The organism is Polynucleobacter sinensis, assembly GCF_001595985.1.
Taxonomy (GTDB): Bacteria; Pseudomonadota; Gammaproteobacteria; order Burkholderiales; family Burkholderiaceae; genus Polynucleobacter; species Polynucleobacter sinensis.
Genome location: NZ_LOJJ01000007.1, coordinates 1 through 24,223, shown reverse-complemented (window position 1 = coordinate 24,223; position 24,223 = coordinate 1). Strand labels below are relative to the sequence as shown.

Below are 24,223 nucleotides of genomic sequence, written 5' to 3'. Positions count from 1 at the left end.
GCAAAAGTGGTGTTTTCTAGCTTGGCTTTTAGTAACTGTTCTTGCTCCCATAGTTTTGCCAGTAATTTATTGCGCCGGACAACGATAGGGGGCTGATGAATGGGTTTAGTGGATGTGACTAGATTGAGGGTCTCTAAATCGGGCGTTGTTGTGCTCTTTGTGGTTGCCATGTTTTCTCCATAAATTGATAGGGCAACACAACAATATGGCCCGAAAAGCCATCTGGACAACCGAAAAAGGCTGGTTTTTTAGGCTTTGAACAGGATCGAAATAATTTTCAGGTTTTATCTGTTCGGACTAAATAAATCTATAAAAGTAAGGCAAAGGTTGGCACGCCGAAGGTAATAGTGCTGCGAAACCCGTTCTGATGTGTGACGGTATGCAATTCGGATCTCTTACTATCTGGCCTCATTGCACTACCCAAGACCCTGGCTGTTTTGGATGCTTTAAACGACGCCCTTAAGTGGCAGTACCGTTTGCGATGTTGTATTAGTTGGTAACGTAGCAATACGTGAATGTAGGCATATGTCGAAGAAGTTCGTCTAGGCTGAAAGTGAGTGGGAAAGCCAATGAAATAACCCCATAAGCTGATCTACAGCGGTTCCTGATATAGGCCGTAGATGAGCTGCGTATGACGGCACGTAATAGGTGATAGCAATACCTACCTTTCTTGCAATGCAAGTTGTGTGTATATCAGTTGTTAAAAACCTCAGTGAAAGGTTTGAAGCATGAGTTGAGCCCTTTAACAGGGCTTGGCTTGTACTTCCTAGTGAAAGATCAAAATATTACTTAATAAAAAGAAAGGGAAAGGTGATGAGCGTTAAGCGAAATCACAAGCGAACTTTAGTTCGCTCTATACATAATTAACTAAATCTCACTTACGAGTTTTATTCCTCAATTTCTGAATCTTTCTTCTCGTAGCCTCAAAAGCCATTTGATCATCAGCAATAGCCGCTTGTTGACTATCTGCCCAACGATCAGCGGATTTGTATGCAGTACCTAATTCTCGTTCCATGAGGTAATTGGTGAGATCATTTGCCCATACTTGCTCTGTTTTCTGTTTAATTTCCTCTTCAATCCGATCTATTTGAGGAACGAGAAATCTAGCTAAACGTTCAATCATGTCATGGGCCACATCTACAACAGGAGGTATAAAGTGCAGGGCTGAAATTTCAGCTAATGGCACTCTTGAGGCAGCGGGATTATTAGGATTAAATTCAATGTCTCGATTAAATTTGCGTACACCACGACAAATCACAATAATGAGATCGTCGGGAAGATGCACTTGCTTAGCTGCAAGTAACTCTGGATAGTCGAAATGCCCTAAAGGCCATTGTTCTTGTATATCAAAATACCGAAGTAGTGCAATTCTTGCTCTTTTGAGCTTCTCTTGGTTGTCTGATGTCGCTGACTTACGGGCTAAAGCCAATATACGGGTCTGGGTAGCTGATGTGTACCACTTAATGAAGTCTTTTTTTGCCACTCCAATTTCTAAAGCATAGCGTAGTACAGTCCCATATTCGCTGATTTGTTTGGTAGATTTGTTGGAGAATATAAAGCGTACTAGCAAGCTTTCATCGGGCGTATTACTTTGAATTGGTTCCATTTTGACTTTGTAATAATCTCGCAAAATGTTATAGAACTCGTAGGGTTCGCTATTGCTTTCGATGTATTCATACATTCCATAGCAATCACGTAATGCTTCATATAGCTTGGTTGTTTCGCGTTTAGAAATTTTGTCTAGGCGATTACGAATCGTCTCAGCTTGCTTGATTAAGCGATGGTGTTGCTTATCTCGTTCGGCAATGCGGGCTTGAAAAATATCATGCTCAGAATCACGTTTAATCGGAGTCTGTATTTTAGTTTTTTTAACAGGGACCACTTTAATTGTTTTGACAGGAGTGTTGCGATTTTTAACAGCATTTACTTGGGTTGCGACGCTATTGTGTTTGGCAATTACTGTGCTGCGTCTCTTGATACTCTCTGCTAGCTTTTCTACTTTGGATTTGGCTGCTTCTTGGCGTTCTAGTTCAAGGCGTTTTTGAGCTGCTTGGCTAAGGATTTTTTGCTGCTGTTTTTTGGTGTTTTTAGTGGGCATAAAAAGTATTCCTTAGCGTAATACTTGTAAATCTTAGCAGTAGTGCTTGATATCCAATAAATGCCATAAATTGCCTATAAATCGTGGCAGATCCGCCACAGAAATACCTAAAAATCACTGGTTTTTGTACTCAACACAAAATGTGTGAATTGTGTTGAGTGCTTGTAACCACTTGAAAATCAAGCGGTAATTTTTCAGTAAATTTCGGTTGAAAAACCCATCAATCTGAGTGTATTTGTGGCCAATTTCGGTAGGAATTTGGCAAATCTGACTACAAAATATAAGTACATATAAGGCTTATTTGGAGGGTATATGGCACAAGCAAGAACACTAAATGATGATGAGTTAGAAAAGGCATTGAACTACGCAGCAAGGACTAAAGCAGGGCTGCGTAATCGCGCAATATTGCTGTTAACGCACTTAGCGGGTATGCGCATAGGAGAGGTCGCTAGTGTGCGCTACTGCGACGTTTTAAGCAGCGATAACCAGGTTTTAAGTGAAATCCACTTAGCTGCTAACCAAACCAAGGGCAGCAAAAGTAGGGTGGTTTTATTGTCCGAGCGTATGCAAGGTGAACTTGCCCAATATATTGCCGCTCATCCACCGAAAAACCTTGCTAAGCCTTTATTTCCGACCCAAAGAGCGCAGGGATTTACGCCAAACACCCTAACGCATGTGGTGAATGGCTTATATAGACAGGCTGGACTAAATGGCGCAACCACACACAGTGGGCGACGTGGGTTTTTAACTCGATTGAGCGAAAAGGGTGTATCAGTTAGGGTGATGATGCAGCTAGCTGGCCACAGTCAGATGTCGACTACACAGCGTTACATTGATACCAGGCCTGACGTTCTACGTAATGCTGTGGAGCTATTGTGATTTCGCCAGAATTCGAGCTTTTTCCTTTTTAATCCATGCAGTTTTTTCTAACAGGATTTCATTAAATTCCACCGGATCAAACTTTACAAAGTGTTTGGGCTTGGATTGCGAAGGGAATATCCCGCGAGCAGCATTCTCAGCAATGTAACTAGCGGTTTTGAGTTTACGAGAGGTCATTTGCTCTAATGTACGCATACTATCAAATGCATCTGGGTCTGGGCTTCTACCTTTTCTATTCTTTTTAATCTTGCATTCCTCGCCAATCTGCCACAGCTTCCAGTCAGGTCTTGCGGATCTAATATAGAGAACGCTCATGGCATCTATAACGTTTTGCACGTGCGTATCTTTGGCTGCTAATGAATATTTAGGCTTTGCAGGTTCGGCCGGTGCTTGAATATGCTTATCCAACAAAGCTTTAATCTCTTTTAGTACCTTCTGTCTTGTAGTATCGAGTGGAATAGCTAATAAGATAGCCGGCGGCTTATTTAATTTCAGCCTAGTGGTATCTAGATACCTTGCTACTGCTTCATTGACCTTGGCTTTGTCTGAGTTACCACCCCTGGCAAATTTATAGATGGGCACTGTTGTTGATGGTGCCCCTTGAATTCCAAATAAATCAACGCCACGCTCAACCCACCAAGTCTTAAACAGATACTTTTGTATATCGCCAAAAGCATCGTATATCTCTAGTACCTTTTCAAAATCTGCCGGCAGTCGATCTTGGTCAGCTTTGGATAACTTGCCTTTCTTCGCTCTATAGCGCCTGGCTAATTCATAGCTGGGGCTAAGCGCCAAAAACTCAAACCAAAACCGATAGAGGCGATGCACCTCTACGAATTTCCCATCCCTTTGAAAGTCTGATTTGAGGATAGCTAACGGGTTTTTTGCCATTTTTTGCGATTATTTTGTTGACTAACTTTATTGAAATTATTTCAGTCAATCGAGAAATAGTCAACAAAAGAATATGCTTGATTCATGGTGAAAACAAGCTGTATTTGCCATCGCTGCAGCCGCTTTTTAAGCGCTCTTCTGCGTGACAGTCAGTTCTTTAAAAACCTAGTCTGTAAACAGCCCGTGCCATTTCAAAGCGCACAGCTGCCGTATTGCCAATTTTTTACTTAAACAAGGAGATTTATATGAAATCAATTTTTCAACCAGCAGTAAACGGAAAAACAAAGCGCTCTTATATGGGTGTCAATGTGATTCTGACGTTTGATACACCAGATAGCACAGGTGAGTCGCAGGAATTTTTTGATCTAGCAATTCCTGTGAATTGTCGTGAGTCTGACGCAGTTACATTTTTTGATGAGAAGCTTTTTAAGCGAATCGTCAAAAAGTGCGAGCAATTAAATCGTAAACCAAGCGACCTCATCAAGATTAGCACTTGTGGCCATTGGGATGTTTTTGAAGAAAAAACTAAACAGCCTGCATTGCCTGAATTGGGCCATAGCTGCAAATGGTTCTTCGGCAACGGTCGCACTGATCTTGATGCATGGGAGATGAGCTTGATTCATCGCTATGGATTTGGAACGGATGTCGATATGAGTTGGGTGGCTGATATGCACAATCATCCCGCTCTAAATGGATGTCTGCGAGATGCGCAACAACCTCAACAAGCTTTACCTCATTAATTTAACAATTTACTTAAAGGAACAAAAATGTTTACACAAACTAAAAACCAACCCTGCGCTGTGGCTATGTCAGATCTTGGCATTTCTACGGTAATTTTGACTGACAAGGAAGAGATTGAGCAAATTTTGCATGAATATGAAACAGCTCCGGATCATGTTTGGTGTGATGGACGCGGCAAGCGGTATATGTACTTGATGCTCAAGCAGGTTCTGCAATCTAAGGATAAGCACTTCAACAAGCACCCTGAATTAATTACTCAATCTAATCAAGACTGGGTTGACTTTTGTGATGACTGCATTTTGCTATTCCTGTTGGATGCGCATTTGCATGAGAAGCCGGTGCAGTTAATTCACCCTCAGTGTTATGCCGAGCAAATTCAACATGCGCAGTTTGATGCAACAAGCGGGCAGATGCCAGTGTTGCTTGATGGCATTCCTGTTATGCAGTAATCCGTAGAAAGGGTCAGCACTACACGCTGACCCATATTAATCATTAAACAACAAAAGGAGAATGAAATGATTCACAAAAACTTATACGTTGAACCCCATGAATTTTTGATGGAGCCTACAAAATCTAACGGCATTTGTTTGGTGTTTGAGGAAGGTATGGTCCCAGATGAGTTGCTCATCGAATCTGTTATCAATTGGGCCAAGAGCGCTCGCACACTTGGTTTCTCTGAGGATCCATATGAGGTCGAGTATGACGAAGAGGATTTTGGGGATGGCACTAATGTCTCAATTAAATGGGCGCAAGAAGTTCCAGCAGTTTCTTATGAGGTTATCAACCTAGTAGCAGGTTACCTAGATGCGAAATTCCCGGATTCTGGCTGTAAAGAGATTCAAGTCTGCATTGCTGTAGGTAGCGAGCTTATTACTCATTGATGTTCACGATTAACGCATATTGTAGAAAGGGAAAATTATGAACCGAGTTATCTCAGACTCAAATTTAAATATGTTGATTGTTCCGCTATCGGACCCTGAGACGGAGTCTTTAGAGGACTATCTTGAAGAAAAGGTGGTGGGAAAGAAGTGGGAGGAGGAGTTTGTTTGTGTTGTGGGCGCAAGCCGTTTCAAAGGATTTTCGCTTATTAGTTACGGACGATATGATCAAGCCAAATTTTCCGACCAAGAAAAAGGCGAGTTAGAGAAGAAAATTGCTCTTTATGGTCGGGAATGGTTGAAAGAAAATACTGACTTTCATCCTCTGACACATTAGTTATGCTAATTTAATTTCAGTCTACGAAAACCCAGCCAAACTTAACTGCTTTTCAACATCCCTTAAGGCCAACTCAATGTTGGCCTTTTTACTTGTTACCTTGCATAAATTAGCTGTATATTTGCCTTATGAGAATCTCAAGCAAAAACATGATTGCTTTTCAAGTCCTTTTGGACATTGCTGCCCATACAGCTCAAGGTAGAGCCATTTCTATACCCATTATTTGTAAAAGGCAGGGGCTTTCCCACTCTTATATAGAGGCTGTTATTAGTGGGCTCAAATCGGCAGACTTTATCCGTAGCCATCGCGGTCCGGCAGGAGGCTACTCTCTACTCAAAAACCCCGACCAAATTACCTTATTTGATGTTGCGTCTTTGATGAATGAAAGTAATGATTATCGCGCCGATTTAAGTATGACCTTATGGGCTAGCTTGGATGCATACATGATTGTGCAGATGCAACAAATTACCCTAAGTTCCGCACTAAGCAAATCCCCAATCAAAATTGAGCAAAGCACTAAAGGGATCACTCAAGTCAAGGTTAGTGCACCTAGAGTTGCCCAGCCCAAACCTACTCGAAAAATCACCAAACCCAAACTAGGCCCAAACTCTGTTTTTGCTTTTGGATCTTATTTAAAGACTACTTAGAAGATTTACTTCTTTTACACAGTTTTTTACACAGTCGAATTTATAAGCTACAACCACTTGAATCTGTTGGCAATTTAAGCAGCTACGATTTCTTCTAAGCCGTAGGTCGCAGGTTCGACTCCTGCTGGGCAGGCCACAAATCCCAATAAATTCAAGCATCTACTGTGTCTGGCAAGCTGGGTTATTGCTTTACACAGTTTTTACACAGTTTCATTTATAGGCTATACAATCAAGGTACAGCAAAATAACTGGTAAACAATGCCGCAAAAAGCCCAAACTACCGTCGTTTTACGCGATAAGGAGCTCTACGTAGTGCGTAGAGAGGGTACGGCTAACTGGCAAGTACATTACAAGGCTAAAAGCTTAAAACGCTGGATACGCAAGAGTGCGGGCACTAGTAATCTCAATGACGCTAAAACGATTGCAGAGGATTTTGCAGCTGATACAAGAGCGGCGGAACGTCGGGGCTTCCCGGTAGTTAGTAAGAAGTTCAAGGCTGTTGCAGAGGTCGTTAGTGCCAATCTCAAGGAGCAGGTCAAGCACGGTACTGGCAAAAAGATCTATGCCGACTATTACCGTGCTATTGATCAATATCTCATCCCATTCTTTGGTAATTACAACATTGACTGCATTACGCCTGCCGTGATCAGCGAGTTTGATATCTGGCGATACCAACATGTTGGCCGTCGATTAAAGCAAAGTACCCAAAGCACCCATAACCTAGCCATGAACGTGATCTTTGATCATGCCATTGAGGCTGGATATATGACTGAGTTCTTAAGGCCTAAATTTAAGAACACTGGTGAGGCGGGTGAGGCTAGGGGCTTTTTTACACATGATGAACTCATTGCTTTGCAGCAGTTCTTGCAAAAATGGACTACGCAAGGCAGAACGCAGGCTACTCGTGAACTGCGTGAACTGCTCTGTTTATTTGTAGCGTTTGTGGCCAGTACTGGCGTGCGTCCTGGAACAGAGACTAAAGAGCTGCAGTGGCGTCATATTGAATTTATTGAAAAAGATGATTCACGCCTCATTCATATTCATTTGCCACAAGGTAAAACAGGAGCTCGAAAGATTATTGCTCGTCATGAACTTTGGCCTATTCTAGAAAAGCTGCGTCAATTACAACCCGCCTACGACGGCTTGTCCTTAGATGAACTGATTGCCAGCAAGAAAAAGGATTATGTTTTTAGGATGCGTAGCGGTGAGCGGCCCTACAGTTTCGTTAATGCTTTTGGTGATGGCATTCGAGAGGCTGGCATGCTTACCAATGGCAAAGACAGTCAAGAGCGAAGTCTATATAGCCTGCGTCACTACTATGCAACCCAGCGCCTGATGGAAGGCTATACCTACGAAGACCTAGAAGTACAGATGGGGACGAGCGCCGAGATGTTGCGTCGTCACTATAGCCATATTGAAGTCTTAATGATTGCTGAGCGTTTAGCTGGCGGTAAAGCTGCTGATCAAGGTGCTGAGATCCAGAAATACATGAACCCAGCCAAAGCCAATATGATGGGCTTAATTGGCTTAACAACTGGCATCTACATCCCGCTGCAAGAGCAAAACCTTGATGCCGCAAAAGAGTTAGAGCAGGCTTTGCTTAAATCAAAGCGTAAAGGTTAAACATGGCTAAAACAAAAATAGCTAAACCATCTCTCGCGACTATGCTGCCCGTAATAGCCTTCTTTGATCAAAAGGCAGAAGCTGCAGTAGCTAAAGCAGCTGATCGCATGGCAGATCTGAAATTCTTTGAACAAGTTTTAGCAAGACTAAAGAGTGGTGAAGATTTAAGTTCTGCGATGACCCATTTTAAAAAGGTTGATACTAAGGCGGCAATTGAGACTGTTAAATCATTAATTGCTAAATGTAAGAGTGACTTACAGGCTGGCTATTGGGAGATTAAGAGCAAGAAGATCCAAACAAAAGTGAAATCAGTTCTCATCGAAGGTGAATTAGTGCCTCGCTATACGGTTGAATACACCATTGCAGTAAGCGGTGGTGAGGTAAACATTAAGGTTGAAACCGCTGGAGTGACTGCTGAAATTTATACGAACACCAAAAAGTGTAAGGGTATTACTGAGGGTGTGGCATTAGATAGAGTGATGCAAGAGCTTGTACTGTCGGGAATGCGCTAGGAAACTCTCGCGACCAACGGATTAAAAGGAAATTGTTCCACATAAACCACTAATAAATTCAATGAGTTACAAGCATCAAAAAGCGGTGTGCAATAAAGTGTGCAACAGCTTTTTAGTGCAAAGTTCGAATCTGTGGGCCGGATTTCGAACATTTCAATCCTCGATAGGACTGGTTCGACTCCGCTCCGGGCCACCAAGAAAAACCAAAACCACCTGGGGTGATTTTTTGTTTATGGGGATTTAAGGTTTCTAGCGCTATTGGTCTTAGATAGCCCACCTAATTATTTTGTTTTACTACATACTTTTAATAGTTGTATAGCTAACTAAATTATGGTACATTATTTACATGTTTGAACAATGCCTCTATTTCAATACCACCTCATTGGCTCGCAAGTTAGAGCGGGAGTGGACCTTGGCGTTTAAGCCGTTTGGTTTGACGCCATCACAAGCATTCATGCTGAGAGTGATATTAGAAAAGCCGCAGTCCTATCAAAATGCTTTGGCAAAGGAAATGAATATCACTAAACCCACCGCTTCTAGAGGGTTAGATGGACTTGAGAAGCTGGGGTTAATTGAAAGAAGGCCATCTCCTGACGATGCTCGTGAGATTGAAGTTCATCCCACAAGAAAGGCAAAAGCCATGAAAGATGGTTTGAATGCGGCCAGCAGTGAAGTTACCAAGAAGTTTAAGAAGCTCTTGGGCTCAGATGAGTTTTTAGATGTCGTAGGTAAGTTAAGGGGAATCAGTGAGATTTTGTAGTGCCCCATTTTTTTGGATTAATAGTTGTATAGCTAACTAATTAGGAGAAACAAATGCCAATATTGAATGTAAAGATAAGCGGAACAAAGAGTGCTGAAACTACTAAGCAGATTACCGATTTGCTCTTAGACATAACAACACGAATCTTAAAAAAGAAGCGAGAAGTTACTGCTATTGCGATTGACTATATAGACAAAGATTGCTGGATGGTTGGAGGCAAGTTATTAAGTGAGCAGTATAAAAATAGCTTTTATTTTGATATCAAGGTAACAGATGAAACCAACACTAAGGATGAAAAAGCCCAATACATCAAAGAGGCCTTTGCGGGATTTGAAAAAATACTGGGGAATTTACATGAGGAAAGCTATGTGTATGTGGCTGATGTGAGAGCTACTGCTTATGGTTATGGTGGAAAAACTCAGGAATATCGCTTTCACCATTGAGGGTCACGCCTCTATCCATCAGCCCTCGATAGATAGAGGATCGATTATTGTCTGTTCAAAATGGAACAAGCTTGTTCGGCGTCTAGTTACGGGACGCTGAGGGTAGGGGTATTATCGGAGCGGTAATAGATTGCGCTAATAATTTCTCTAGTTGAATCAAATGGCTAGAGCGGTAATTTTTTAGGCGTGTATTGAAGTGTCGTTTTAAACGACAAATATTTTTTTGATGCTTTAAGGGTGATATATCGGGCGTGTTGCTGGGTATTAGTAGGTTAATTAAACCCAGCGGGAGCCGAAAAGCTAATGCTTGCTTTGGCAAAACGTAACATCTCTCCAATCAGGGGGCGAGTATCATCCCTTCGCCACTCGAAAGTGTATAGGTTCGGTTCTATGGGTGGCCATTCTCGTAATACTTTTAGGACTTGCTTCTTTTCTAATTCGAGCGCCCATGCTTCAGGAAAATATCCAAAGCCAGTGTTGCCTGCTATTAGCCCAGCAATCCCACCCCAGCTATTACAAAACATTCGCTCATTTGGGATGAGCTTGTTTGCCAAAAGCCACTTGTCTAGAGCTCGATTTGCACCAGACAATGCGGGTAAAGTTATTAATCTTTTAGCCTTGAAGTATTCGCTTGAGGTTAGTCTGCTGCTGTCTTTGTCGGTGAATGGGCAAACCCAAACAAATTGCATATAACCAATCGGGTCGGAAACTAGGGTCGATTTTGAGGAAGGTCCAGCAACCACAATAAAATCCAACTCGCCTCTTTCAACTTGAAGCTCAAGGGCGCCTCCTACATTAGCTTGTACCTCCATTTGTAGCGCAGGGTGTTTGGCTTGTACATTATTAACGAAGGTTGGCATCCAGGTCATAGCAGAAAGTTCACCCATGCCAAATTTGCAGACCCCAGATAAGCCAATATTTTCTGAGTTTAAGGCTCTTAGCTTCTCAGCTTCTTCTAGTAATTTATGTGCGCCAGGCAGCAGGGCAACCCCATCGTCAGTTAGGGTGGCTTTATGACCGCTTCGATCAAAAAGTTTTTTATTTAAAGAAGTTTCAAGCTCAGAAATTCTCTTGGAAAGAGAAGAGGGTGATAGGTGTACTCGTTGAGCGGCTACGTCAAAGTTTATGCACGTTGCTGCCCAGTAGAAGGCTTCAAGCTGTTTTAATGTCATTATCATCTCCATCTAAAAAAGCGATGAAACATCATCTAATAATATCACTTTATTAAAAGAAGAACTGCGGTCATGATCTCGGAAAATCCTTTTTAAGTGGAGAGAGACATGAGTAAATCAGTGGTAGCTAAGGTGTTTGGCGTAATGTTCGCTTTGAGCACATTCTTCTCTGGCGCGGGCTATGCTGCCCCATACCCTGAGAGGCCAATTAATTTAATCGTGGCATTTGCTCCAGGCGGTGGCACGGACTTGGTTGCTCGTTTAATTGCCCCTTATATTGAGAAATATTTAGGCAATGGTGCACGTATTGTTGTCATGAATAAGCCAGGCGCTGGAGGTGGAATCGCATTTGCTGAAGTGGCTCGATCTGCTCCTGATGGCTATACGCTTGGAATGGTTAATACACCACACATTCTTACAATTCCCATTGAGCGCAAATCTACATTCTCATGGGAAAGTTTTGAGTTCTTAGGTAATTTGGTTGATGACCCAGATACATTTGCAGTTTTAGATTCCAGTCCGTTTAGAACGCTTAAAGATCTGACTGATTACGCTAGAGCAAATCCAGATAAGGTGACCGTTGGAACAACTGGTACGGGATCAGATGATCATTTGGCTATGCTGATGTTTGAGAAAGCTACGGGTACAAAATTGAGTCACGTACCTTATAAAGGATCTTCAGAGGTAAGGTCAGCAATCATTGGTGAGCAAGTAGCGGTAGCGGCGATTAATGTTGGCGAGGTATTGCAATACGTTAAAAGTGGCACCCCTTTGAGAATGTTAGGTCAAATGGGCGCTAAACGCTCTAACCTTGCTCCCAACGTGCCAACCTTTAAAGAGCAGGGCATTAAGGCAGAAATGACTGCATTGAGGGGGCTTGCATCTCCGAAGGGTTTGCCATCTGATGTAAAGGCAAAATTAGTTAAAGCGATTGCTCAGGCGGCAAACGATCCAGAATATCAAAAGAGGGCGGCTGATATTTTCGCTCCGACCCGTTACATGGCTCCTGAAGCCTATACAGCGGAAGTGAAAGAGACTGATGCAGAAATTAAGGCGCTATGGAAAACCATGCCCTGGGGTCAGCAATAACTACTTAGGTTGAGTTAATGTACATTTTCCTAAAAAACCGCCTCAAGCAGGTTCTTTATCTCGATGATTTTGAGGTGGAGGCAAAAAAGATATTGCCCCGCCCAATATTTGGCTATATCTCAAACTCTGCTGAGACTGGCCAATCGCATAGAAATAATTTGAGCTCATTCGAGGATTACGTTTTTTTACCGACAACGCTAAAGGATGTTTCAAAGCGTACGGCCGCAACCGAGCTATTTGGCCATACTTATGCGGCGCCGTTTGGCATATCTCCGATGGGAGTAAGTGCTTTATCCACTTACAGAGGCGACATTGTTTTGGCTTCTGGCGCGGCGAAAGAAAACATCCCGATGATCATCAGTGGAACATCGTTAATACGATTTGAAGATATCGTTAAGGTAAATCCGCTGGCTTGGTTTCAGGCTTACTTACCAGGGGATGATGAAAATATTGATGCATTAATTGAGCGTGTCAAAAAAGCTAATATAAAAACAATTGTATTGACGGCGGATACAAGCGTATTGGGTAGCCGTGAAAATCATGTTAAGTCGGGGTTTAGCACCCCATTGCGCCCCAGTTTTAAATTGCTATGGGATGGTATTACCCATCCAAGATGGGCTGTTGGCACTTTTCTTAAAACGATTGCATTTCATGGAATGCCACATTTTGAAAATAGTTTTGCTCACCGTGGCGCACCAATTCTCTCAAAAACAGTGGATCGAGATTTTACTTACAGAGATCATTTAAATTGGGCTCATGTTGAAAGAATCCGGAAATCATGGAATGGCAACTTCGTCATCAAGGGTATTTTGAATGTTGAAGATGCCAAACGAGCCGTTGAGTTGGGTGTTGACGGAATCATCGTTTCCAATCATGGGGGTCGTCAGCTAGATGGTGCTGTATCTCCGCTACAGGTACTGGCAGATATTGTTGTCGCATGTCCAAGTATTCCAGTAATGATGGATAGCGGTATAAGAAGGGGTAGCGATATTCTTAAGGCACTTTCAGTGGGTGCAAAGTTTGTATTTATTGGGCGCCCCTTTGGCTTTGCTTCAGCGGTAGGTGGTGAAGCGGGAGTTCAACATGCATCTAAAATTTTAAAAACTGAAATATCAAGAAATATGGCTTTGCTCGGAGTTAACTCTTTGGGTGAAGTGAAGGTTGGAAGGAATGTGCTTAAAAAAGCATAGTCTTTGTGGTCATTTAATTAACTAAAACACTTAAGAAATTATGAGCGATAGAATCCGTGGCGTATTAGCCCCTGTATTAACCCCATTCAATAAACATTACGAGCCGGATACCAAGAGCTTTATTAATCACTGCCGTTGGTTGGTCGATAGCAAAGCAGGGTTGGCAATATTTGGTACCAACTCTGAAGCGGCCTCTTTATCGGTAACCGAACGTTTGAATCTTACCGATGCCATTCTTGAGGCGGGCATTCCAGCCAATAAACTAATGCCAGGCACCGGCGCTTGCTCAATTACCGATGCAATTGCTCTAACGAGTCATGCAGTTAAAAATGGTGCATCTGGAACATTAATGTTGCCCCCGTTCTACTTCAAAGGCGTTTCGGATCATGGCTTATTTAACTACTACTCTGAAATTATTGAGCGTGTAGCTAACGACAAATTACGTATCTATTTGTATCACATCCCCCAAGTAAGTGGCGTGCCAATTACACTCAATCTCATTGAGATGTTGCGTAAAAAGTACCCTAATATTGTTGTTGGTGCTAAAGATTCTTCTGGCGACTGGAGTAATACTGAAGCCATGATTACTAATTTTGGCAAAGATGGTTTCGATGTCTTCCCAGGTAGTGAATCATTTTTGCTTAAAGCATTAAAAATTGGTGGCGCCGGCTGTATTAGTGCAACCGCCAATATGAACCCTGCAGGAATTAACGCCATCTATGAAGGTTGGAACCAAGAGCAAGGTGAGGCATTGCAATCTTATGCTGATGTAATTCGCAAGATCTTCCAGGCGTTACCAATGATTCCAGCGATGAAGCGTTATGTTGCGGAGGTGACGGGCAATCAAGAATGGCGAGTAGTTCGTCCGCCATTGACCGAAATTGACCAGGCAACAGTAACAAAACTGTTATCAGATTTGAGCGATGCCAAGTTCTCAATGCCAAATTATCCAAAATAAGGAGCGATAAATGATCCAAACCTCAGCCCTCTCTTTGGATGATGTAAAAACTATTCTTGAGGCATCCACTGGACATGCTAAAGCCAATGGTTGGAACGTTAGCGTTGCGGTAGTAGATGCTGGCGGCCATATGCTTGGCTTTTATAGAATGGATAAAGCGGCGCCAATCAGTGCTCATGTGTCATTTGAAAAAGCAAAGACAGCAGCCCTTGGCGCTAAAGAAACTAAGCTATTCGAAGAGATGATTAACAACGGCAGAACAGCATTTGTATCGCCAGCACCAGCAATTAGTGGCTTGCTAGAAGGTGGCGTTAATATCGTTAAAGACGGCTATACGATTGGTGCTGTTGGTGTTTCTGGTGTGCAGGCTAGCCAAGATGCGGAAACAGCAAAGGCTGGAATATTGGCCCTAAAGATTTAAAACAACAGAAGTAACTCCAGACTTTATACCGCCTTCGGGCGGTTTTTTTAATCCTCGGAGTGGTAATTGATCGTATTAATCATTTTGCTTGGCAATTCAAATACCCATATCGATTATTAATTCGTGTGTAGCCGACTGAGTATTGAGGATCTAGTGTTTAAGGTCGCCCAAATCCAAATTAGAAGTTAAGCTACAAGCGTCCCATAAAAGGACGCTTATGGCAAACCAGTCTAGATCCAGCGCCCTTCATCCCCACCCATCACGGTCTAATAGAACATCAATTGTCACCAACAGTTCCCACATTTCACCAGCCCCAAAAGAAAAAGCCCCTAGATTTCTCTAGAGGCTTTTGTATAACTGGTGGGTCGGGCGAGATTCGAACTCGCGACCAACGGATTAAAAGTCTGCTTATGTCGATGCGTAATTTTTAAAACTACCATTGAGCGTTACTTAAAGTAACGCTAATTTATTAAATTAAAAGGATCCGTTTTTATCTAGTTCATTAAGCGTCTTGTTTTTAAGATCAATTAACTGTTTTGCAAATTTATCTAGATTGGGATGTCTACCGACCTCAACTTTTAAGCTTAGATTAAGTGCAATTGGATCAGGATGATTGATAGGTGTTAAAGGTACGCCAACAGCGTGCAGTTCTTTTCTGTAGGTTCCCTTGATAATGCAGTAACCATTTTCACGAATTTGTGAAAAAGAAGATTTAATATTTGCGATTACTTTGCTGGTGCCAGGCTCATGTCTATGTTGATAGATACTCATTAGATACTGGAATTTTTTTCTTTCAAGACTGTATAACAATGCATGGCCGATTGCGGTATGTAAAACAGGTCTAGTTGTTCCTATCTCTGGTGTGCTCAACCACTGTTCTTGAGGTCGGAAACTTTCTACGTAGACAGCCTCAAAATTATCAAGAACTGCCATAGACGTTTGTCCCATAGATTTGTCAGTCAGATCTTTCATCCATTTTCTTGCGATATGTCTCTCAGGCATATTTGCAATTACTGGGTAACCCAGTCTAAGAACTCCATAACCAAGCTGGTATTTTCTTTCACTAGCGACTCGGTTAAGTAATCCCAATTCGCAAAGTGTATTGGTCATACGAGCAATTGTTGAAGGTGGTAGACCAAGTAGTTCACTTAACCTTTTATTTCCTATTAATGGTTCTGAAATACTAAAGCATCTAAGCATGTCTATGCCGCTCTTGATTGTAGAGCTGTAGTTTTTGTGGTTTTTAATTGCCATAAGATCGACTTTGATTCCGTATATCGGAATTATATTTGAATGATTAAAGATACTCTTTGAGTATTCAATTTAGGAGATGATATGAGGAAGATAGTTCATTTAATAGTGTTAGCGTTCCTTATTTTAAGCTTGCCCGTTCCCGCTATTGCACAGGAATCATGGCCAACAAAGCCAATAAAAATATTGATTCCTTTTAGTCCAGGAGCCTTAACGGATGTAATTGCAAGAATGTATGGGGTGGAATTAAGTAAAAAATTGGGGATTCCTGTGGTGATTGAGAACATAGCCGGAGCAGGCGGCGTAACAGCCGCAAAGATGCTGAAATCAATGCCTGCTGATGGGTACACGCTTATGTTTGTTTCATCTGGGCATGCAGTTAATCCTGGTTTAAAGAGGGAGCTGCCATTTAATACTCAAAAGGATTTTTCTGGGGTAGCTCTCGTGGCTAGTTCTCCGGCTTTGATAATTGTTAATGCAAATTCCCAATTTAAAACTCTAGGCGATTTAATTGACTTCTCTAAAAAAAATCCTGATAAGTTAAATTATGGTTCAGCCGGTATTGGTTCCGCCACTCACTTAGCCGGCGAATACTTTTTAATGGAAACAAACGTTAAATTGACTCACATACCTTATAAAGGCGTTCAAGAAGCAGTAAGTGAAGTTTATGCGCAGCGTATTGATACGGCCTTTCCCCCTATTGCACTTGCATTGCCTTTTATTAATGATGGCCGTATACGTGCGCTAGCAAATACTGGCTCTAAACGCTCTAACCTATTACCAAACGTACCAACTGTAAGTGAGAGTGGGTATAGGGATTTTGATTATCGCATCTGGTATGGATTTGTTATGCGATCAAATTCACCTAAAAATATCGTAGAAAAATTAGCAAATGAAATTAAGCAGGTCTCAATAAATCCTGAAATTATTTCAAAATTTCAGGCGCAAGGATTGGAGCCTTCAGATTTATACACCGACGCGTTTGATAAGTACATCGGTAATGAGATCGGTAAATTTGGAAAAATTATTAAAGCGGCAGGTATTCAACCAGACTGAAAGGTAAAAATGAAAGAAATTATAGGTGGAAAAATAGTAGTGAACTCTCTAGTTGAAGAGGGGGTGAATACTGTTTTTGGATTGATTGGTTCTGCTGGTATGGAAATTTTTGATGGCTTATATGACGCAAAGCCCATCAATTTTATTGGGGTGCGCGATGAGCGAACAGGAACGCATATGGCTGATGGATATGCTAGAGCTTCTGGAAAGGCGGGCGTTTTTATCGCAGGCCAAAATGGCCCTGGAGTGACAAATTTAGTTACTGGTTTAGCTCAAGCAAAGGCTGCGCTGTCACCAGTTGTAGCAATAGCTGGATCTCTATCTTCAGCCCATCAGTATCGTGACGCATTTCAAGAAGTCGATCAGACATCACTACTATCAACAGTGACTAAAAGATCAGTTTTAGTCCCTAGCACCGATAGAATTTCCGAGCTTATGAGGGATGGGTTTCGGACCGCTACCACTCCAAAGCAAGGGCCTGTTGCTATCAATATTCCTCGAGATGTTTTATCTAAGAGTGTTGAGCAGGTTGGAGAGTACCGTCCAAAAGGGAGAGAATTTGATTATATTTGCGCCGCTTCAGCGGCTTCAGTCGATCATGCCAGAAAAATTATTGCAAATGCAAAATCACCATTGATTTTAGTTGGTGGGGGAGTTAAAAATGGTCGCCAATCAAAGCTTGTTGAAAAACTAGCAACTCTTTTATATGCTCCAGTTGCGATGTCCCCGGGCCATGGTGATGCAGTATCTTGCGATTTTGATTTATATGCTGGACAAGTGGGTCCGCGCGGTAATACAGTTGCTTCTAATTTAATGAAAACTGCGGATGTAATTTTAGCGATTGGGACTCGTATTGGATTTAATACTACTTTCTATAGCTACGACAATATAAATTCAAGTGCCAAGATTATTCAGGTTGAATTAGACCCGCTAGCAATTGGTAGATTTTTTCCTGTAGAGCTTGGAATTTATGCTGATTCAGGAGAATTCATATCCTCATTAATTGATTCTTTATCTGGATATGACCCATCTAGTGCTGTTAAATCATGGACGAATGATTTTTTAGCCAAGCGAAAACAATTCCTTGCGGATCGAGAAGGGTATGAATCTTCAAGTTTATTAATTCAGCCGGCACAGTTATATCGCTCAATAAGGCACTTGGCTCCAAAAGATGCTGCCTACACAATGGATGCGGGAACATTATGTTTACAAGCAACGGATAATCTGAACTACGCTCAGCCACCAAGTTTATTTACACCATTAGATTTTGGTTTGGTTGGGTTCTCATACGCATGTGGCTTAGGAGTGAAACTAGCTTGTCCAGAAAGAACAGTTATAAGCCTTATGGGTGATGGTGGATTTGGTATGACATCTAGTGAACTTGGCACAGCGGCACAATATCAAATTAAATCGATTTGTATTGTGATGAATAATGGTTGCTGGGGAGCTGAAAAGGCTTATCAAAAGGACTTTTTTGGTAAGCGCTATATGGGGGCAGATGTACCAAATCCACCATACGATAAATTAGCAGAGCTATGGGGCGTCAAAGGATATAGAGCCTCAAGCATTAAAGAATTCGAGGATGTATTTGCTGCTGCCTTATCTGCAGATGCTCCTGCAGTTATAGATGTTTCGGTTGATCCTGATGCACTATTTAGTTTTAGAAGAGATTCATTTGCGCACCGGGCAAAATAATGACTGAAAATGAATTTGATTTCATTGTTATTGGAGCGGGTTCAGCTGGATCGGTGGTTGCATCACGATTAAGTGAGAATGGTCGCTTTAGTGTTCTTTTAATTGAAGGTGGCGGTTCCGATCGGAATATTTGGATACATGTACCGCTTGGGGTGGGTAAGTTACTTACGAATAAACAGTATGCTTGGCCATTTCAAACGCAGCCTCAAGAATATATGAAGGGGCAAAATATTTACTGGCCACGAGGAAAAACGCTGGGGGGTTCAAGCTCTTTAAATGGCATGGCATATGTATGGGGCGATCCTAAAGAATATGATAGCTGGGAAGGCATGGGCATCTCAGGCTGGAATTATGAAAATGTTCAACCCTTTTTTAAAAAAATTGAATCAAATCCGTACAGCTCAAATCCATTAAGGGGAAAAGATGGGCCCATTAGAGTTACAGACCGAGCTGTAAGAGAGAGGGATGTTATCTCGGATGCATTTATTGATGGATGCATTGCCGCTGGGATTAAACCAACACCTGACTATAACGTAATACGCTATGAGGGTGTTCGGTATCTGGAGCAGAGTGCTCACAACGGAATAAGGTGGAGCGCAGCAAAAGGTTATCTATCAAATATAAAGGGTAGACAAAATTTAACACTCCTAACAAATACATTAGTTACAAAGCTAATTATTGTTGATGATAAATGCCTGGGTGTTGAATGCATTAAAGATAGAAAAAAGCTACGTTTCAATTCAAAACGTGAAACCATATTATCTGCTGGCGCCATTCAATCACCACAAATCCTAGAGCTATCTGGAATTGGCAACCAAGATATTTTAAAAAAGCATGGAATAGAAGTTAAAAAGCATTTACCAGCTGTTGGCGAGAATATGATTGATCACCTTCAAGTAAGGTGTACCTATAAGTCTAAAGTACCTGAGACTATAAATGATCTAATGAATAGTACGTTTGTAAAAATGAAGGTTGGATTGCAATATATCCTAACTAGAAAAGGTCTTTTAGCAAATACATCCTCTACGGCACATGCAATTACTAAAACAAGCGCGGAACTTACACATCCAGATGTTATGGTTCGCATTTATCATATCAGTGGAGCAGATAGATACTCGAGAAGTCCTGGTGCAGGTATAGATAAATTCTCTGGTTTTTCAATCGGTGGATTTTTGTTGTATCCAAAATCTAGAGGGTCAACTCATATTAATTCAGCAGATCCAACTTCACTGCCAACAATACAACCAAATTATCTCAAAGAATCAGAGGATAAAAAATCATCTATTGATCTTATTCGATTGATAAGAAGGATTGCTGAAACAAAAGAAATGCAATCCGTAATAGAGGAAGAAACAAGACCGGGTGTAGATGTTAATGATAGCGAAGAGATACTAGAGTACATAAAGAAGATAGGTCAAACCGCCTGGCACACTGTCGGCACTTGTCGAATGGGAAGTCCTTCAGATTCAGTGGTCGATAGCGATCTTAAGGTGCATGGAATAAAGGGATTACGTGTTGCCGATATTTCAGTGATGCCTACTGTGGCCTCATCAAATACAAATGCACCGGCAATGATGATTGGAGAAAAAGCTGCATATTTGATTCTTAATTCACAGGACCCAAAATGAAACATAAAAATCAGCCCCCATATGCAACCCCATTGACGGAAGAGCATATTGCTAATGGTGATTGGAACCCTTTGTGGGATCAATTGCGTGCTTTGGATCCGGAGTTTATGGAGTCATATTTAAAGTTTCGGAGCGTGCCCCATAAGAACGGTCCACTTCCAAAAAAATTTAAAGAGCTCATATTGGTTGCTATTAATGCTGCAACCACACATATGTATGGGCCTGGAGTGAGGCGCCATATGAAAAACGCACTTAAAGCTGGGGCTACACCAGAGGAAGTTCTAGAGGTTATTCAGCTAACAACAGTAATGGGTATTCATTCATGTAATTTAGCTGTTCCAATCTTGTGTGAAGAGCTTGAAAATGCGAAAAAAAATCTTAAAAATTAAATTACTTATGAAATTGATTGAATGATACAGAAAGCAGGGGTTTGGATAAGATCAGCACAATATAAGTTTCTTCTGGGATTGGTTGTTTCTATCATTGTGGCTTCGATTGCTGCAATTATTTCCCATCATTTTCCATTAATGAGTAAGTTTGGTCTAAGTATGCTTACTCTTGCAATAATTGTTGGCATCATATTTGGAAACTTTCCTTTTGGAAGGGTGTTAGCAAAATGTGGAGTTAATGGGTTAAATTTTTCAAAACAGCGATTGCTTAGATTGGGGATTATCCTATACGGATTTCGACTTACATATGCAGATATAAAAATTGTAGGTTTATCTGGCATCTTGATAGATGCGATGATTTTATTTACCACATTCCTTTTAGCAATTTATCTGGGTATAAAAAAATTTGAGCTTGATAAAAATGCCGTAATTCTAATGGGTGCTGGAAATTCCATCTGTGGTGCAGCGGCAATTCTCGCAACGGAACCATTATTAAAATCATCGAATGATCAAACAACCAGTGCAATTTCAACTGTTGTATTGTTTGGCACTTTATCAATATTTCTATACCCATCAATATATTTTTTAATTCAATTTCTTATAGGTATTCAGTTGGATCCATCCCTTTATGGGAAATATATAGGATCAACAGTTCTTGAGGTTGCCCAGGTGGTAGCAAGTTCAAATTTAATAAATGATGAAGTATCAAATATTGCTGTCATAACAAAAATGGTTCGTGTAATGATGCTCGGTCCATTTTTAATTTTTTTATCAATTTATACTTCATACGATAAAAATTCTAGAGCTAACCAGTCATTATTAGTATATAAGCCTAAAAATTACATCCCTTGGTTTGCAGTTGTTTTTTTAGTGTGCATTGGAATTAATTCCGTTTTAACTTTTTCCTCATCTATAAAGGATGCACTTATATTTACTGACAACTTTTTGCTAGCAATGGCAATGGGTGCACTAGGATTTACAACTGATATTTCTTCGCTATTAAAAACAAATATAAAACTCTTCAGGCTAGCAATTTTTCTATTTTGTTGGCTTGTTATTGGTGGAGCAATTATTAATTTGATTGTGACATTTTTGGTGCAAAAAGTATTTTAGCTTTTGTTTATTGTTAATTCCGTCTATCGGAATTAACAATACATCTAATAGACTACTCTTATCTATATGTCGCTGAATTTATTTTGAATGTTCTTTTGAGTGAAAAGTGATCAGGGGGTCCAGATGAAGTTTAAAAAGATATTGATTTATGTAGCTCTTATTGGAAATTTCATATTTACTACACTTGCTGAAGCGCAAACAACAACATTAAAGCTTGCCCACGGAGCAACCGCAGACCAAGCCATTGGGCAGGCAATGCAGAAATTTGCACAGCTCGTTGACCAAAAAAGCGGCGGGAATGTAAAGGTTGAGGTATTTCTCTCAGGGTCTTTATATAGTGAACGAACCTCTCTGGAGGCCCTTGGTAGATTTTCCGAGGTACTAATTAGTCAGGAATTATTTTGCAATATTTAAGAATTGGTCAATCTAATCTCATAGCTTCAAGAATAGGGCTAGGTGGAATGGCCCTGAGTGGATCCTATGGATCAGTATCTAGAGAAGATGGTCTAAGAGTTTTACATAGCTCATTTGATGCAGGAGTTAATTTTATTGATACTGCTGATGTATATGGTGCGGGAGATAATGAACGTTTGATTGGTCAGTTTCTTAGGTCACATCGCTCTGAAATTGTGATTGCTACCAAAGGAGGTGCGACACGTGATTCAGAGGGTCGCGCTACAAATAATGGAGATCCAGAGTATTTAATTAAAGCGTGTGATGCAAGTTTATCTCGTCTTGGGATCTCTGAGATTGATCTCTATTATCTTCATCGAGTAGACCCCCGAATTCCAATTGAAGATTCTATAGGTGCTTTAGCAACATTGGTTATAAAAGGAAAAGTGCGAGCAATTGGACTTTCAGAAGTTAGTGCATCAACCTTAAGGAGAGCTGCAAAAATTTACCCAATTAGTGCCCTACAAACAGAATTTTCAATAGCATGTCAATTTGCTCGAGACGAATTATTTGATGTTTGCGCTTCTTTGGGGATATCTTTTGTTGCTTATAGCCCATTAGGGCGGGGTCTTTTAAGTGGAGAAATTTCTTCAGCTATAGATTTTGAGTCTACTGATATTAGAAGGAATATTCCAAGATTTAATAACGCAGAGCTTGAGCATAATCTTAAATTTGTATCTAGACTCCGTGAAATTGCTTCTGAAATAAATATAACAGTAGCTCAACTTGTAATAGCCTGGGTGCTTAAGCAGAGCAATTCACTTTTTGCTATTCCGGGAACAAGAAATGTAAATCGAGCAAAACTTAATGCAAACACCTGCGATATTGAGTTGCCTTCTTGGGTGTTAGATGAGCTTAATCAGATGCCTACAGAATCAATGATTAAGGGCGCAAGACATAATGAACAAATGCTAGCCAGAACGGGTTTGTGACGATATGGTAATTAACAAATTCGATCACTACTTATTGCAGTACAAAAGATCTTGCATAAGCAAATATCTTAGATCTATCGAGCCATAAATTAATGAATTAATTTTAATAGTTTCGATTGAGCGTTACTTTAAGTAACGCTTATCAACATCCTCTAAAAAGTACTTTGGAGCAACGAAGTGCTAATTGGTTGCTGTAAAAATCCTTTGGTTTTTAAAACCAAAGAGTGAGAGATTATTTCTCAAATGATCAGTTATTTCACTACACAAAACGCTACACACCGATATTCAGGCGCTGTAACCTCTTGAAATCCTAGTGGTTTTATTTGGTTGTCTGCTCTCATAATCAGAGAACCTAAACAGAACCTAAAACTCACAATAAAGTCAGCTTGTGAGGGTATTGATTGGTTTTTTTGTGGGGTATAAATCTAAGTTTATTAACTTGAAAATAAAACTGCTTTATTCCCATCCTCAACCCTCACCACAATAGCGCCAGCCTTTTTCTTCCTTAGCGCCGCCGCTAGTGCGTCATTAAAATTTCCATATGTGCCTGCAGTCATCCAAGATGTGTAGGCATTATTCATTTTGTATTGCGCTTTATAGCTGTTTGAAGTCATCTTCTTTGCACTTTCTAGCTTTGCTAGATCTATCTGCCCAGCTTGGATTTTTTGTCTTGCACGTTCAGATTTAACCGCAGCTTGTGCTCGCTTTGCCTGATCCTTAAGGCTTTTCATTCTTGCTTGTGCTGGCGTCAAGGGCTTTTGGGGTTTAAGAGAGTTAAATTCATAAAATCGCATCAAGTATTTAGCGATCTATAAGTGTTCAATATTCACTGGGCAACATGATGATCCAGCGTTCTTCACCCCAGCAGGCATATAAGCGCATACTGTCTAGCGGAAAGTCTGTATAGCGAATGTTCTGCTTGGCTAATACGTTGCCATTGCCATCATCAATGACTAGCTCAGCACCTTGTTTGGCTTTAACCAGCTTACAACCCGCAAAAGTCTCTTTCTTGGATAAGTGCAATACATGGCTAGCGATTGCATCCATAAGCCAATAACAGCCCACAG

General features: G+C 41.0%; 27 protein-coding genes. 21 read left to right on the top strand and 6 right to left on the bottom strand.

The annotated features are described in order from the left end of the window. Nucleotides 1-874 precede the first annotated feature (874 nt). Nucleotides 875-2,098: a hypothetical protein gene (locus tag AOB49_RS08185; protein ID WP_062309808.1), complete on the bottom strand. Its 1,224-nt coding sequence runs from the start codon at nt 2,096-2,098 to the stop codon at nt 875-877. A gap of 312 nt (nt 2,099-2,410) precedes the next feature. On the opposite strand from AOB49_RS08185, the gene AOB49_RS08180 reads away from it, so the two are divergent. Beyond that, the gene (locus AOB49_RS08180) at nt 2,411-2,977 is read left to right on the top strand and encodes a tyrosine-type recombinase/integrase (RefSeq protein WP_062309806.1); all 567 of its coding nucleotides are present in this window, start codon (nt 2,411-2,413) and stop codon (nt 2,975-2,977) included. On the opposite strand, the gene AOB49_RS08175 is transcribed toward AOB49_RS08180, so the two are convergent. After that, nucleotides 2,969-3,868 (bottom strand): hypothetical protein, encoded by a 900-nt coding sequence (locus AOB49_RS08175; RefSeq protein WP_062309804.1) that lies wholly within the window; start codon nt 3,866-3,868, stop codon nt 2,969-2,971. The genes AOB49_RS08180 and AOB49_RS08175 overlap by 9 nt on opposite strands. A gap of 245 nt (nt 3,869-4,113) precedes the next feature. Here AOB49_RS08175 and AOB49_RS08170 point away from each other — a divergent pair, with 245 nt between their 5' ends. The 9 genes from AOB49_RS08170 to AOB49_RS08130 all read left to right on the top strand — a co-directional run bounded on the left by AOB49_RS08170 (nt 4,114) and on the right by AOB49_RS08130 (nt 9,809). Then, nucleotides 4,114-4,608: a hypothetical protein gene (locus AOB49_RS08170; RefSeq protein ID WP_062309802.1), complete on the top strand. Its 495-nt coding sequence runs from the start codon at nt 4,114-4,116 to the stop codon at nt 4,606-4,608. 27 nt (nt 4,609-4,635) lie between these two features. Next, entirely contained in the window at nt 4,636-5,058 is a 423-nt protein-coding gene (locus AOB49_RS08165; protein WP_062309800.1) for a hypothetical protein, read from the top strand. 66 nt (nt 5,059-5,124) lie between these two features. Then, nucleotides 5,125-5,490 carry a hypothetical protein gene (locus tag AOB49_RS08160; RefSeq protein ID WP_062309798.1) on the top strand — a complete coding sequence of 122 codons (366 nt, stop codon included), beginning with the start codon at nt 5,125-5,127 and terminating at the stop codon, nt 5,488-5,490. Nucleotides 5,491-5,527: 37 nt separating this feature from the next. Then, on the top strand, nt 5,528-5,824 hold the full coding sequence (locus tag AOB49_RS08155) for a hypothetical protein (protein ID WP_062309796.1): 297 nt from the start codon (nt 5,528-5,530) through the stop codon (nt 5,822-5,824). A 128-nt stretch (nt 5,825-5,952) separates the two neighbouring features. Then, entirely contained in the window at nt 5,953-6,471 is a 519-nt protein-coding gene (locus tag AOB49_RS08150; protein ID WP_082784115.1) for an RrF2 family transcriptional regulator, read from the top strand. A gap of 258 nt (nt 6,472-6,729) precedes the next feature. Next, the gene (locus AOB49_RS08145; RefSeq protein ID WP_062309792.1) at nt 6,730-8,094 is read left to right on the top strand and encodes a tyrosine-type recombinase/integrase; all 1,365 of its coding nucleotides are present in this window, start codon (nt 6,730-6,732) and stop codon (nt 8,092-8,094) included. Nucleotides 8,095-8,096: 2 nt separating this feature from the next. Beyond that, nucleotides 8,097-8,606, top strand: coding sequence for a hypothetical protein (locus AOB49_RS08140; RefSeq protein ID WP_062309790.1), 510 nt, complete (start codon nt 8,097-8,099; stop codon nt 8,604-8,606). Between the two features lie 346 nt (nt 8,607-8,952). Next, the gene (locus AOB49_RS08135; protein WP_062309789.1) at nt 8,953-9,366 is read left to right on the top strand and encodes a MarR family winged helix-turn-helix transcriptional regulator; all 414 of its coding nucleotides are present in this window, start codon (nt 8,953-8,955) and stop codon (nt 9,364-9,366) included. Nucleotides 9,367-9,419: 53 nt separating this feature from the next. After that, nucleotides 9,420-9,809 (top strand): tautomerase family protein, encoded by a 390-nt coding sequence (locus tag AOB49_RS08130; RefSeq protein WP_062309787.1) that lies wholly within the window; start codon nt 9,420-9,422, stop codon nt 9,807-9,809. Nucleotides 9,810-10,081: 272 nt separating this feature from the next. Here the strand turns inward: AOB49_RS08130 and AOB49_RS08125 are convergent, their stop codons facing one another. Continuing rightward, nucleotides 10,082-10,981, bottom strand: coding sequence for a LysR family transcriptional regulator (locus AOB49_RS08125; RefSeq protein ID WP_062309785.1), 900 nt, complete (start codon nt 10,979-10,981; stop codon nt 10,082-10,084). A 108-nt stretch (nt 10,982-11,089) separates the two neighbouring features. Between AOB49_RS08125 and AOB49_RS08120 the strand changes: the two genes are divergently transcribed. From AOB49_RS08120 to AOB49_RS08105, 4 genes are read left to right on the top strand one after another with little or no spacing between them, the layout of a single operon-like run. Continuing rightward, entirely contained in the window at nt 11,090-12,070 is a 981-nt protein-coding gene (locus tag AOB49_RS08120; protein ID WP_062309783.1) for a tripartite tricarboxylate transporter substrate binding protein, read from the top strand. Between the two features lie 17 nt (nt 12,071-12,087). Next, complete coding sequence (locus tag AOB49_RS08115) at nt 12,088-13,260, top strand: alpha-hydroxy acid oxidase (protein ID WP_062309781.1); 1,173 nt, start codon at nt 12,088-12,090, stop codon at nt 13,258-13,260. Nucleotides 13,261-13,300: 40 nt separating this feature from the next. After that, entirely contained in the window at nt 13,301-14,218 is a 918-nt protein-coding gene (locus tag AOB49_RS08110) for a dihydrodipicolinate synthase family protein (protein ID WP_062309779.1), read from the top strand. Nucleotides 14,219-14,228: 10 nt separating this feature from the next. Continuing rightward, complete coding sequence (locus AOB49_RS08105; RefSeq protein ID WP_062309777.1) at nt 14,229-14,639, top strand: GlcG/HbpS family heme-binding protein; 411 nt, start codon at nt 14,229-14,231, stop codon at nt 14,637-14,639. A 474-nt stretch (nt 14,640-15,113) separates the two neighbouring features. Here the strand turns inward: AOB49_RS08105 and AOB49_RS08100 are convergent, their stop codons facing one another. Beyond that, on the bottom strand, nt 15,114-15,893 hold the full coding sequence (locus tag AOB49_RS08100) for an IclR family transcriptional regulator (RefSeq protein ID WP_062309775.1): 780 nt from the start codon (nt 15,891-15,893) through the stop codon (nt 15,114-15,116). Nucleotides 15,894-15,974: 81 nt separating this feature from the next. Here AOB49_RS08100 and AOB49_RS08095 point away from each other — a divergent pair, with 81 nt between their 5' ends. The 7 genes from AOB49_RS08095 to AOB49_RS08065 all read left to right on the top strand — a co-directional run bounded on the left by AOB49_RS08095 (nt 15,975) and on the right by AOB49_RS08065 (nt 23,156). Beyond that, nucleotides 15,975-16,946: a Bug family tripartite tricarboxylate transporter substrate binding protein gene (locus AOB49_RS08095; RefSeq protein WP_062309773.1), complete on the top strand. Its 972-nt coding sequence runs from the start codon at nt 15,975-15,977 to the stop codon at nt 16,944-16,946. Between the two features lie 9 nt (nt 16,947-16,955). Then, nucleotides 16,956-18,641 carry a thiamine pyrophosphate-binding protein gene (locus AOB49_RS08090; protein WP_062309771.1) on the top strand — a complete coding sequence of 562 codons (1,686 nt, stop codon included), beginning with the start codon at nt 16,956-16,958 and terminating at the stop codon, nt 18,639-18,641. Further along, entirely contained in the window at nt 18,641-20,269 is a 1,629-nt protein-coding gene (locus tag AOB49_RS08085; protein WP_062309770.1) for a GMC family oxidoreductase, read from the top strand. The genes AOB49_RS08090 and AOB49_RS08085 overlap by 1 nt, the downstream gene beginning before the upstream one ends. Continuing rightward, nucleotides 20,266-20,658, top strand: a complete 393-nt coding sequence (locus tag AOB49_RS08080; protein ID WP_062309768.1) for a carboxymuconolactone decarboxylase family protein — start codon at nt 20,266-20,268, stop codon at nt 20,656-20,658. Before AOB49_RS08085 ends, AOB49_RS08080 begins: the two co-directional genes overlap by 4 nt. 21 nt (nt 20,659-20,679) lie before the next feature. Next, a complete protein-coding gene (locus AOB49_RS08075) occupies nt 20,680-21,771 on the top strand; it encodes a YeiH family protein (protein WP_062309766.1) in 1,092 nt (363 codons plus the stop codon). A 123-nt stretch (nt 21,772-21,894) separates the two neighbouring features. Next, nucleotides 21,895-22,185, top strand: a complete 291-nt coding sequence (locus AOB49_RS12380; RefSeq protein ID WP_062309764.1) for a hypothetical protein — start codon at nt 21,895-21,897, stop codon at nt 22,183-22,185. After that, nucleotides 22,173-23,156, top strand: a complete 984-nt coding sequence (locus AOB49_RS08065; protein ID WP_156471382.1) for an aldo/keto reductase — start codon at nt 22,173-22,175, stop codon at nt 23,154-23,156. The genes AOB49_RS12380 and AOB49_RS08065 overlap by 13 nt, the downstream gene beginning before the upstream one ends. A 434-nt stretch (nt 23,157-23,590) precedes the next feature. On the opposite strand, the gene AOB49_RS08060 is transcribed toward AOB49_RS08065, so the two are convergent. Together AOB49_RS08060 and AOB49_RS08055 are read right to left on the bottom strand one after the other, a co-directional pair. Beyond that, entirely contained in the window at nt 23,591-23,950 is a 360-nt protein-coding gene (locus tag AOB49_RS08060) for a hypothetical protein (RefSeq protein ID WP_062309761.1), read from the bottom strand. Between the two features lie 25 nt (nt 23,951-23,975). After that, nucleotides 23,976-24,223, bottom strand: a 248-nt coding sequence (locus AOB49_RS08055; RefSeq protein WP_062309759.1) for a DUF6876 family protein, incomplete at its 5' end; no start/stop codon positions are given.

Coding starts and splice junctions, on each gene's coding strand:
- AOB49_RS08185 (WP_062309808.1), bottom strand. CDS start 2,098: ATGCCCACTAAAAACACCAAAAAACAGCAGCAAAAAATCCTTAGCCAA.
- AOB49_RS08180 (WP_062309806.1), top strand. CDS start 2,411: ATGGCACAAGCAAGAACACTAAATGATGATGAGTTAGAAAAGGCATTG.
- AOB49_RS08175 (WP_062309804.1), bottom strand. CDS start 3,868: ATGGCAAAAAACCCGTTAGCTATCCTCAAATCAGACTTTCAAAGGGAT.
- AOB49_RS08170 (WP_062309802.1), top strand. CDS start 4,114: ATGAAATCAATTTTTCAACCAGCAGTAAACGGAAAAACAAAGCGCTCT.
- AOB49_RS08165 (WP_062309800.1), top strand. CDS start 4,636: ATGTTTACACAAACTAAAAACCAACCCTGCGCTGTGGCTATGTCAGAT.
- AOB49_RS08160 (WP_062309798.1), top strand. CDS start 5,125: ATGATTCACAAAAACTTATACGTTGAACCCCATGAATTTTTGATGGAG.
- AOB49_RS08155 (WP_062309796.1), top strand. CDS start 5,528: ATGAACCGAGTTATCTCAGACTCAAATTTAAATATGTTGATTGTTCCG.
- AOB49_RS08150 (WP_082784115.1), top strand. CDS start 5,953: ATGAGAATCTCAAGCAAAAACATGATTGCTTTTCAAGTCCTTTTGGAC.
- AOB49_RS08145 (WP_062309792.1), top strand. CDS start 6,730: ATGCCGCAAAAAGCCCAAACTACCGTCGTTTTACGCGATAAGGAGCTC.
- AOB49_RS08140 (WP_062309790.1), top strand. CDS start 8,097: ATGGCTAAAACAAAAATAGCTAAACCATCTCTCGCGACTATGCTGCCC.
- AOB49_RS08135 (WP_062309789.1), top strand. CDS start 8,953: ATGTTTGAACAATGCCTCTATTTCAATACCACCTCATTGGCTCGCAAG.
- AOB49_RS08130 (WP_062309787.1), top strand. CDS start 9,420: ATGCCAATATTGAATGTAAAGATAAGCGGAACAAAGAGTGCTGAAACT.
- AOB49_RS08125 (WP_062309785.1), bottom strand. CDS start 10,981: ATGACATTAAAACAGCTTGAAGCCTTCTACTGGGCAGCAACGTGCATA.
- AOB49_RS08120 (WP_062309783.1), top strand. CDS start 11,090: ATGAGTAAATCAGTGGTAGCTAAGGTGTTTGGCGTAATGTTCGCTTTG.
- AOB49_RS08115 (WP_062309781.1), top strand. CDS start 12,088: ATGTACATTTTCCTAAAAAACCGCCTCAAGCAGGTTCTTTATCTCGAT.
- AOB49_RS08110 (WP_062309779.1), top strand. CDS start 13,301: ATGAGCGATAGAATCCGTGGCGTATTAGCCCCTGTATTAACCCCATTC.
- AOB49_RS08105 (WP_062309777.1), top strand. CDS start 14,229: ATGATCCAAACCTCAGCCCTCTCTTTGGATGATGTAAAAACTATTCTT.
- AOB49_RS08100 (WP_062309775.1), bottom strand. CDS start 15,893: ATGGCAATTAAAAACCACAAAAACTACAGCTCTACAATCAAGAGCGGC.
- AOB49_RS08095 (WP_062309773.1), top strand. CDS start 15,975: ATGAGGAAGATAGTTCATTTAATAGTGTTAGCGTTCCTTATTTTAAGC.
- AOB49_RS08090 (WP_062309771.1), top strand. CDS start 16,956: ATGAAAGAAATTATAGGTGGAAAAATAGTAGTGAACTCTCTAGTTGAA.
- AOB49_RS08085 (WP_062309770.1), top strand. CDS start 18,641: ATGACTGAAAATGAATTTGATTTCATTGTTATTGGAGCGGGTTCAGCT.
- AOB49_RS08080 (WP_062309768.1), top strand. CDS start 20,266: ATGAAACATAAAAATCAGCCCCCATATGCAACCCCATTGACGGAAGAG.
- AOB49_RS08075 (WP_062309766.1), top strand. CDS start 20,680: ATGATACAGAAAGCAGGGGTTTGGATAAGATCAGCACAATATAAGTTT.
- AOB49_RS12380 (WP_062309764.1), top strand. CDS start 21,895: ATGAAGTTTAAAAAGATATTGATTTATGTAGCTCTTATTGGAAATTTC.
- AOB49_RS08060 (WP_062309761.1), bottom strand. CDS start 23,950: ATGCGATTTTATGAATTTAACTCTCTTAAACCCCAAAAGCCCTTGACG.